Annotated in this window: 5 protein-coding genes; 4 read left to right on the top strand and 1 reads right to left on the bottom strand. The window is 67.5% G+C overall.

All coding sequences use genetic code 11. The annotated features are described in order from the left end of the window. The first annotated feature begins 232 nt into the window (after nt 1-232). Together ACFV15_RS47245 and ACFV15_RS47240 are read left to right on the top strand one after the other, a co-directional pair. Nucleotides 233-1,114, top strand: a complete 882-nt coding sequence (locus ACFV15_RS47245; protein WP_378359967.1) for a sugar phosphate isomerase/epimerase family protein — start codon at nt 233-235, stop codon at nt 1,112-1,114. 313 nt (nt 1,115-1,427) lie between these two features. Further along, on the top strand, nt 1,428-2,417 hold the full coding sequence (locus tag ACFV15_RS47240) for a ricin-type beta-trefoil lectin domain protein (RefSeq protein WP_378359965.1): 990 nt from the start codon (nt 1,428-1,430) through the stop codon (nt 2,415-2,417). On the opposite strand, the gene ACFV15_RS47235 is transcribed toward ACFV15_RS47240, so the two are convergent. Beyond that, entirely contained in the window at nt 2,409-3,308 is a 900-nt protein-coding gene (locus ACFV15_RS47235) for a trypsin-like serine peptidase (RefSeq protein ID WP_378359963.1), read from the bottom strand. The genes ACFV15_RS47240 and ACFV15_RS47235 overlap by 9 nt on opposite strands. A gap of 262 nt (nt 3,309-3,570) precedes the next feature. On the opposite strand from ACFV15_RS47235, the gene ACFV15_RS47230 reads away from it, so the two are divergent. Further along, nucleotides 3,571-6,504: a BTAD domain-containing putative transcriptional regulator gene (locus ACFV15_RS47230; RefSeq protein WP_378359961.1), complete on the top strand. Its 2,934-nt coding sequence runs from the start codon at nt 3,571-3,573 to the stop codon at nt 6,502-6,504. Nucleotides 6,505-6,593: 89 nt separating this feature from the next. Then, nucleotides 6,594-7,628, top strand: a complete 1,035-nt coding sequence (locus ACFV15_RS47225) for a hypothetical protein (protein ID WP_378359959.1) — start codon at nt 6,594-6,596, stop codon at nt 7,626-7,628. The last annotated feature ends 326 nt before the right edge of the window (nt 7,629-7,954 follow it).

Here is a 7,954-nt window from a genome sequence, read left to right as displayed (position 1 = left end):
GCAAAAACGGCATCAACACACTCACCGCACTCCGCGACGCCCTCACCGGAAACCCCTGGCTACCAACACACCCAGCAACCACCTGACTAGTTACACGGCCGGTTCTAACCGGCCGTACCACTCACGACCCTTTGCAGGGGCGGGGATTTATCAAAAGTCTTGCCTGTACAGGAAAGGGGCGCGCCGCTAACGTCGCTGAAGATCGAGTCCGGCGGCTGTGAGGAGTTCCGTGGTGGTCCGGCAGTTCAGTCGTCGATCCATGCTCGTGTCGGCCGCGACGCTGGCCGCGGGCACCGTCCTGCCTCAGGCGGCACAAGCAAGCTCCAAGCCCTGCAAGCCCGCGCCGATAGCCCTGCAGATGTGGTCACTCCACGAGCAGGCCGAGCAGGACCTCATGGGCACCCTCGCGCGCGTCGCCGACATCGGCTTCGTCGCCATCGAGAGCTATGAGTTGTACGGCCACAAACCCAAGGTGGTCAAAGCCCGCCTCAAAGAACTCGGCCTCGGCCTGTGCGGTTCGCACGCCCCGTTCCCTTCGGGCACCGAGGCCAAGGCCATCCTCGACCAGTACGCCGAGCTGGGCGCCAAAACGCTCGTCTGGAGCCTGGAACCCGAGGAATTCACCTCCGTGGACGCCATCCGCCGCGGTGCGGACCGGATCAACGAGGCCGCCGGAAACGCCGCCGCGTACGGCATGAGAATCGGTTACCACAATCATTTCGCCGAGTTCCGCAACAAGTTCAGCGGACGCTCGGCCTATAAGATCCTGCTGGGCGAACTCGATCCGTCCGTGGTCATCGAGCTGGACACCTACTGGGCGCAGACGGGCGGGGCCGATCCCAAGGCCGTCGCCGCCTCACTGGGCAAGCGGCTGGAGTACATCCACATCAAGGACGGGCCCGCGACCGGCATGGACGACTACATGGTCCCGTACGGCCAAGGCGTCATCGATGTCGACGGTGTGGTTCAAGCCAATCGATCCGTCCGGTGGAACATCGTCGAGATGGATAGATCGCACTACGAAATGTACGGATTGCTCCGGTCTTGCTACGACTACCTCGTCGGACGAGGCCTCGCCACCGGAAAACGCCAGCCCGCGCCACGCTACGCCTGAAGCGGCATTGCGGGGCAAATGTGGCCTCGCCCGGCCATTCTGGTCGGCACGAACGGGGCGTATGTGTCGCTCACCGTTGCATAAGTGGCGTTTGTGCGTTCAGCCGGGCGTGATAAGCGAACGTAATAAAAGGGGCGTTCGCAACGGTCAAGGTTGTGAACGGGGCGTTCACAACCTTGAGTGAGCGGCCGCCATCCGGGGGGTTTGTTAGGGGAGTTTACTAATGGGGTTGACGCCGGTGTGATCAAGTCGGATGCTGAAGACGGCGACCGCCGCTCGTCATCCCAGCCGACACTTCACCTGCGGAGGCACCATGATCCGGCGTGCGCTGGTCGCGCTCGCGAGCTCGATGCTCGTGGCGGCGGCGGCATTGGCCGGTGGCGGCACGGCAGAGGCCGCCACCACCCAGCAGACCTTCCTGACCTTCTACGGCTGGTGGGACAACACCCCGCCCGGCGGTGACATCGCGTACCCCAAGATCCATGACACGGCGGGCGGCAAGGGCACCTACGCCGACCCGATCACCTTCGCCACCAGCACCTCGGAACTCAAGGCTGGCACCAAGGTCTGGGTGCCGAGGGTGCGCAAGTACTTCATCATGGAAGACGGCTGCGACGAGTGTTCGCAGGACTGGAACGGCCACGGCCCGAACGGTGGCCCGAAGCTGCGGCACATCGACCTGTGGCTGGGCGGCAAGGGCGGCAGCGCGTTCAACGCGATCGACTGCGAGGACGCGCTCACGCACTACAACTCCGACGGCACCCCGGTGATGGAACCGGTGGTCGTCGACCCGTCGCCGAACGAGGCGTACGACTCGACGCCGATCTTCAACACCGGCACCGGCGCCTGCTACGGCGGGGCGAAGCCGAACACCTATGTCGGGCCGTTCGTCAACAAGTCGACCAGCACCTGCCTGGAGGACCCGAACAACTCGTCGTCCACCGGCACCAAGCTGAAAATGGCCGCGTGCGGTGGGGGCGCCGCGCAGAAGTTCTCCTTCCACGGCGCCTTCCTGGTCATCAACGACCGGTGCGCCGGCGTGAACGGCAGCTCGATCGAACTGCAGACCTGTACCGGCGGGCCGAAACAACAGTGGTCGATCAACCTGAGCAACAGCACCATTTCCGACATCCAGTCGAGCAAGAAGTGTTTCCGTGCCTCAGGTTCGACGCTTTCGGCCGGCTTTGGTTCGGGTCACGCCTCTATGGGTCCGTCCCCACGGGTCCCGCCCGCCCTGTTGTTCGTGAGTGGTATGGCCGGTTCTAACCGGCCATACCACTCACGACCCAGGAAGTCAGAGTGAGTCGGCGCTGGCGTAGAGGTCGCGCACGGCGTCGGTGAACAGGGCCGCGCTGAGGTCGGTGGTCACGCCGTTCTCGTCCATGGTGCCGCGGCTCGTGACGCCGTAGATCGTGCCCTTGCCCGTGGCAGGGTCGAAGTTCCGCAGCCAGGGCCCGCCGCTGGACCCGCCGGCGAGGTCGCAGGTCGTCTCCCAGACCGAGGACACGCTGTTGACGTCAAGAGTGGCGGGTCGCGAGCACGAGACCAGCTTTTCGCCGCGCGCCAGCGCCGACACCGGATAGCCCAGCATGGTCGTGGGCACCGGGGACGGCGGCCGCTCGAACGAGATCTCCTGGACGCCCGCCACGTCGGCGACGTGCGAGCCGCCGACGGGGTCGAGTGCGATGACGCCGTCGTCGTCGGTCGCGCTGGTCGGGCCCCGGTAGGTGTCCGGCCAGGCGAACGCGCGGGCCGCGAACACCTTGGGCGCCCCCTCGCCGTATCCGGGGACGAACACCATGTTGACGTGCTTGATGACGTTGTCCCACCGGTCGAAGCCACCGTTGAGGCAATGGCCGGCGGTGAGCACCACGTCCTTGGTGGCGCTGGGCACCACGGTCGCCGAACAGGACTCGTCGTAGCCGCCGGGCTCGGCGTGGAAGAACAGCCTGCCGACGCCTGCGGGCATCGCGCCGTTCCACGGCTTGCCCACCGTTTCCGCGGGCGGCAGCCATTCCTGCTCGCCGAGCCGCTTCATGCGCTCCGGTGTCCAGTAGGCCAGTGCCGCGGCGCGGTCCGCCTCGCTGAATCTCGTGACGACCTGGCCTGTACCCGCGGCGGAAGCGGGGACGGCGATCGACACCAAGGCGGCCAGTAGTACGGACAGCAGCGTGACTGGCTTCTTCCACGTCATGCACCTGAGGACGTCCGAGACGGCTTGAGGTTGATCATCAACCGAACGGATGCAATCCGGCACGACTCAGCAATGAGGTTGAGTTATCCGAATAGAAGTGAAACATATTCACCGAATAGTACGGCTATTTGCCGGGTTTGTGCTGGTCAGCGTGACACAGAGTGCCGCTCAGGGTGCGCGGTGCGAATGGCCATTCGGTGGAGGATCTTCGCCGGAATCGTCTGTAGTGTGGAAAAACCTGGGGCAGACCGAAGAGGAAACAGTGAAGCAGCGACTGGAATTCTCCCTGCTCGGGCAGATCCGGGCGGCTCGCGGCGCGGTCGAACTCGACCTCGGTTCGCCGCAGCAGCGCATGACACTGGCCGCGCTCCTGGTGGGCCGCGGCAGGCTCGTGACGGTCGACGAGATCGTCACCGTGCTGTGGGGTGAGACCGTCCCGCGCACGGCTCGCGGCACCCTGCGCACCTACGTGCACCGGCTCCGGCGTGTGCTCGAAACCGATGGCGGGGACCAGGTGGTCGGCTCCGTCGGCGGCGGTTATGTGCTGCGGGCGCCCGAGGAGTCGCTGGATTTGACGCGCTTCGACCTGGCGGTGCGTGAGGCCGAGTCGAGCCGTGATCGTGGTGACCTCGAGGTCGCGGCCGCCGCTTTCCGCGCGGCGCTGGCCGAATGGCGGGGTGAGGCGCTCGCCGATCTCACCGGCGAATGGGCCGATCTGGAGCGCGCGCGGCTGGGCCAGCGGCGGATCGCGGTGCTGGAGGAACTGGCCGCGGTGGAACTCCGGCTCGGCAGGCCCGCGAACGTGATCGAACTCCTCTCCGAGACGACACGCGACGAGCCATTGCGTGAGCGGGCCCACGAATTGCTCATTCTCGCGCTTTATCAATCGGGCCGCCAAGCTGACGCGTTAGGCGCTTACGAAAAGATGCGCCGGCTGCTTCGCGACGAACTCGGCGTCGACCCTGGTAGTCCGTTGCGCGAATTGCATCAGCGCATCCTGCGGGCCGACCCGGCACTGGTGCCGTCGGCACCCGAGACCTTCGCGACCAAACCGGCGCAGCTGCCGGTCAATCTCCCGGTCTTCGTCGGCAGGCGGGCCGAACACGACGTCATGACGGCGATACCGCGGTCCGGCGCGGCGCCCGCGGTCGTGGTGCACGGCATGGCGGGCGTCGGCAAGACCGCTTTCGCGCTGAGATGGGCGCACGAGGTCGCCGATCAGTTCCCCGACGGGCAGCTGTACGTCAACCTGCGTGGCTTCGAGGAGGACGGCTCGGCGGTCGAACCGGTCGACGCGCTCCGCGGCTTCCTCGCCGCGCTCGGCGTGCCGACCCCGCACATCCCCGACCGGCTGGACGCGCTGACCGCGCTGTACCGCAGCGTGCTGGCCGATCGGCGCTGCCTGATCGTCCTCGACAACGCGAGGGACGGTAGGCAGGTCCTTCCGCTGCTGCCCGCCTCGGCGCGAAGCTTCGTCGTGATCACCAGCCGCGCGGCGCTGCCCGGTCTCGTCGCGGCCACGGGCAGCCAGACGGTCGCGCTGGACCTGCTGAGCGCGCACGAGGCGACCGAGTTGCTGGCCGGGCGGCTCGGCGCGGCGAGGGTCGCCGCTGAGCCTGACGCCGTGCGCGCCATCATCGCGTCGTGCGCGCGGCTTCCGCTGGCGCTGGCGCTGGTCTGCGCGCGGGCCTCGTACAACCCGGGGTTCAGTCTCGCCGCCGTCGCCGCGGAGCTCGAAGAAGCCCGCGGTGACCTCGATGTCTTCGGCGTGACCGACGGGGCGACGGACATCCGGTCGGTGCTGTCCTGGTCGTACCGCGCGCTCTTGGCACCCGCCGCCCGGCTGTTCCGGCTGCTCTCGATCCATCCCGGCGGTGACATCGATGCCAACGCCGCCGCCGCGCTCACCGGGCTGCCCCCGATGCGGACGCTGGCACTGCTCAGGGAACTCGCCGCCGCGCATCTGGTCGCCGAACGCGTCCCCGGCCGCTTCGGCTGGCACGACCTGCTGCGGTCGTACGCGACCGAACTCGCCAGGGCCGACGACGGCGCCGCCGCGTTGCACCGGCTGCTCGACTATTACCGGCACACCGCGCACAACGCGGCCCAGTTCTTCGGCGCGAAGCAAGACACCATGGGGCTCGCCGAAGCAGTCGACGGGGTCGAGCCGCGCTCGTTCGCCTCGTACGAAGCGGCTTTCGACTGGTTCGCCGCCGAACACACCGCGCTGGTCGCGCTGATCACGCGCGCGGCGGACGCCGGGTTCGCCGCGCACGTCACCGGGCTCACCTGGTCGATCCGGCATTTCCTCGACTGGGGCGGGCATTGGCGTGACCTCACCGCGGTCAACGAGATCGCGCTGGCCGTCGCCACGCGTGCCGACGACAAGGTCGCGATGGCGTACGCGTATCGCGGGCTGGCCAGGGTCGCGGGCATGCACGGCGAATACGGGCAGGCTCAGAAGTACCTCGAGCTGGCGCTGGACCACTTCGGCGAGGCGGGCGAGGAACTCGCGAAGGCGTACGCCCACCGGCAGCTCTCCGGGCTGATGCGCATGGCGCACGACTTCACCGGTGCGCTGGCCGAAGCCGCCGAGGCGTTGAAGGTCTTCCGCGAGGCAGGGGCAGAGGTCGGCGAAGGCATGGCGTTGACGGCGCTCGCGGCGAATCTCGCCAGGCTCGGGCGCCACGAGGAGGCCGTGGAGCCGGGCCTGCGCAGCCTGGCGATCATCGAAGCCAACGCGCTGCCCTACGACCTCGCCGACCTGCTCGACTTCCTCGGCCGCGTCCACCACCAGCTCGGCCGGTTCGACGAGGCGGCCGCCTATTGGCTGCGCGCGCTCGGCCTGTTCCGCTGCATGGAACGGGAAGTCGACCCGGCCTGGTCGCTGGTGCGCAGGGACCGCATGAACGCCTTGGCGCATCTCAGCATGACACTGCACGCCGCGGGCCGCGAAGGCGAAGCGCGCCAAGCGCTGCGTGACTCGTTGACGATTCTCGTGGACCAGCTGCGTTCGAACTACTACACCGTCGGCCGCTACGCGGAAGCCGGTGCGACGCTGGTCGACTCGGTGGCGTCACTGGACAAGGTGCTCGCCGACGAAACGGAAGACTGGTACGACCGCGCGATGGCCGTCCTGCGGGAGGTTTCCGTCAGTCTCAACGCGGCAGGACTGGGCGTGCTCCTCGACCTGTGAGCCCGTCAGGGGAAGAAATCGGTGCGCGCCAGTGCAGTGTCACGACGAGCGCATGGGCATGGCCACCGCCCGCTGCTAACACTGTCCGGATGAGATCTTCCAAGTTCCCGCGCTGTCTGGTAGCGGCCGCGCTGATCGCGGTGGCCGCAGCCCCCGGTGCGTCGGCCGCTCCGCGACGCCTTCCCGCGCACGTGTTCGCGCCGTATTTCCAGGGCTATCTCAACCATGACCCGGCGGTACTGGCGCAAGAGTCCGGCGCGCGGTACCTGAATCTGTCGTTCCTGCACACCGATCGGCCGGGCTCCTGCGAGGTGTACTGGAACGGCGTGCCGGAAACGCCGGTGGCGCACTCGTCCTACGGGGACGCGATCGCCGAGATCAGGGCACGCGGCGGCGACGTGATCCCGGCACTCGGCGGCGGCTACGCGGGCGGCAACGGCACCGAGCTCGCCGACAGCTGCACCGACGTCGCCGCCATCGCGGCGACTTTCGAAAAGATCGTCACCACCTACGACGTCACCCGCATCGACCTCGACGTCGAAGGCGGCTCACTCGACAAAGGACCGGCCATCGACCGCCGCAACAAGGCGATCCACCAGGTCCAGCGGTGGGCGCGCGAGCGTGGCCGCGTCGTGGAATTCGTCTACACACTCGGCACCGGCCCGAACGGCCTGATCAAGGACGGCGTCGACATCCTGCGCAACGCCATCGCCAACGACGCCGACATCCGCATGGTCAACCTCATGACCTTCGACTACTACGACGGCAAGCAGCATGACATGTTCGCGGACACCCGCACGGCGGCCGAGGGAACGGTCGAGATCCTGCGCGGGCTCTATCCACACAAGACTTCCGCGCAGCTGTGGAACATGGTCGGGGTCACCGAGATGATCGGCCTCGACGACTACGGCTCAAACGGCGAGACCGGCCCGCCCGAGGTCTTCACCCCGGCCGACGCGATCCGCACGACGATCTGGGCGTACCTCAAGGGCCTCGGTCAGCTGTCGTTCTGGGCGCTGGCCAGGGACAACGGAGGTTGCCCCGGTCAGCACGTCGAGGCCTGCTCCGGCGTCGAGCAGGCGAAATGGCAGTACGCACGCACAATGCTCCCGTTCACGCACTGAGGTTCCGCCAAGGCGGTCCCGAGGTCGGTGTTCGCATGCTCGGCCTCCTTTCCCGGGTGGGTTCGGCCACCGTATCGACGTGGTCATACGGAGCCCATAAGCGCTGCGGCAGAGGACGCCCACGTTGGTGAGGGCCTCCCTCACCAACGTGGGCCACCCGCGTGGGGCGGGCGAACCTGCCGAGAGAGAGGTCGTGAGCGTTGCGGGCGGTTATGGAGGGGAAGGGCAAATGTGGCGTGCTCCGGGCAGGTCGGCGGGGTCTTCGCTTCGGGAGGCTTGGGTCGTGAGTGTTTAGACCGGTTAGAACCGGCCGTACCACTCACGAC

This window comes from Amycolatopsis sp. NPDC059657, assembly GCF_042734395.1.
GTDB lineage: Bacteria > Actinomycetota > Actinomycetes > Mycobacteriales > Pseudonocardiaceae > Amycolatopsis.
This window is presented reverse-complemented; position numbering and strand designations above follow the sequence as displayed.

Coding starts and splice junctions, on each gene's coding strand:
- ACFV15_RS47235 (WP_378359963.1), bottom strand. CDS start 3,308: ATGACGTGGAAGAAGCCAGTCACGCTGCTGTCCGTACTACTGGCCGCC.
- ACFV15_RS47240 (WP_378359965.1), top strand. CDS start 1,428: ATGATCCGGCGTGCGCTGGTCGCGCTCGCGAGCTCGATGCTCGTGGCG.
- ACFV15_RS47225 (WP_378359959.1), top strand. CDS start 6,594: ATGAGATCTTCCAAGTTCCCGCGCTGTCTGGTAGCGGCCGCGCTGATC.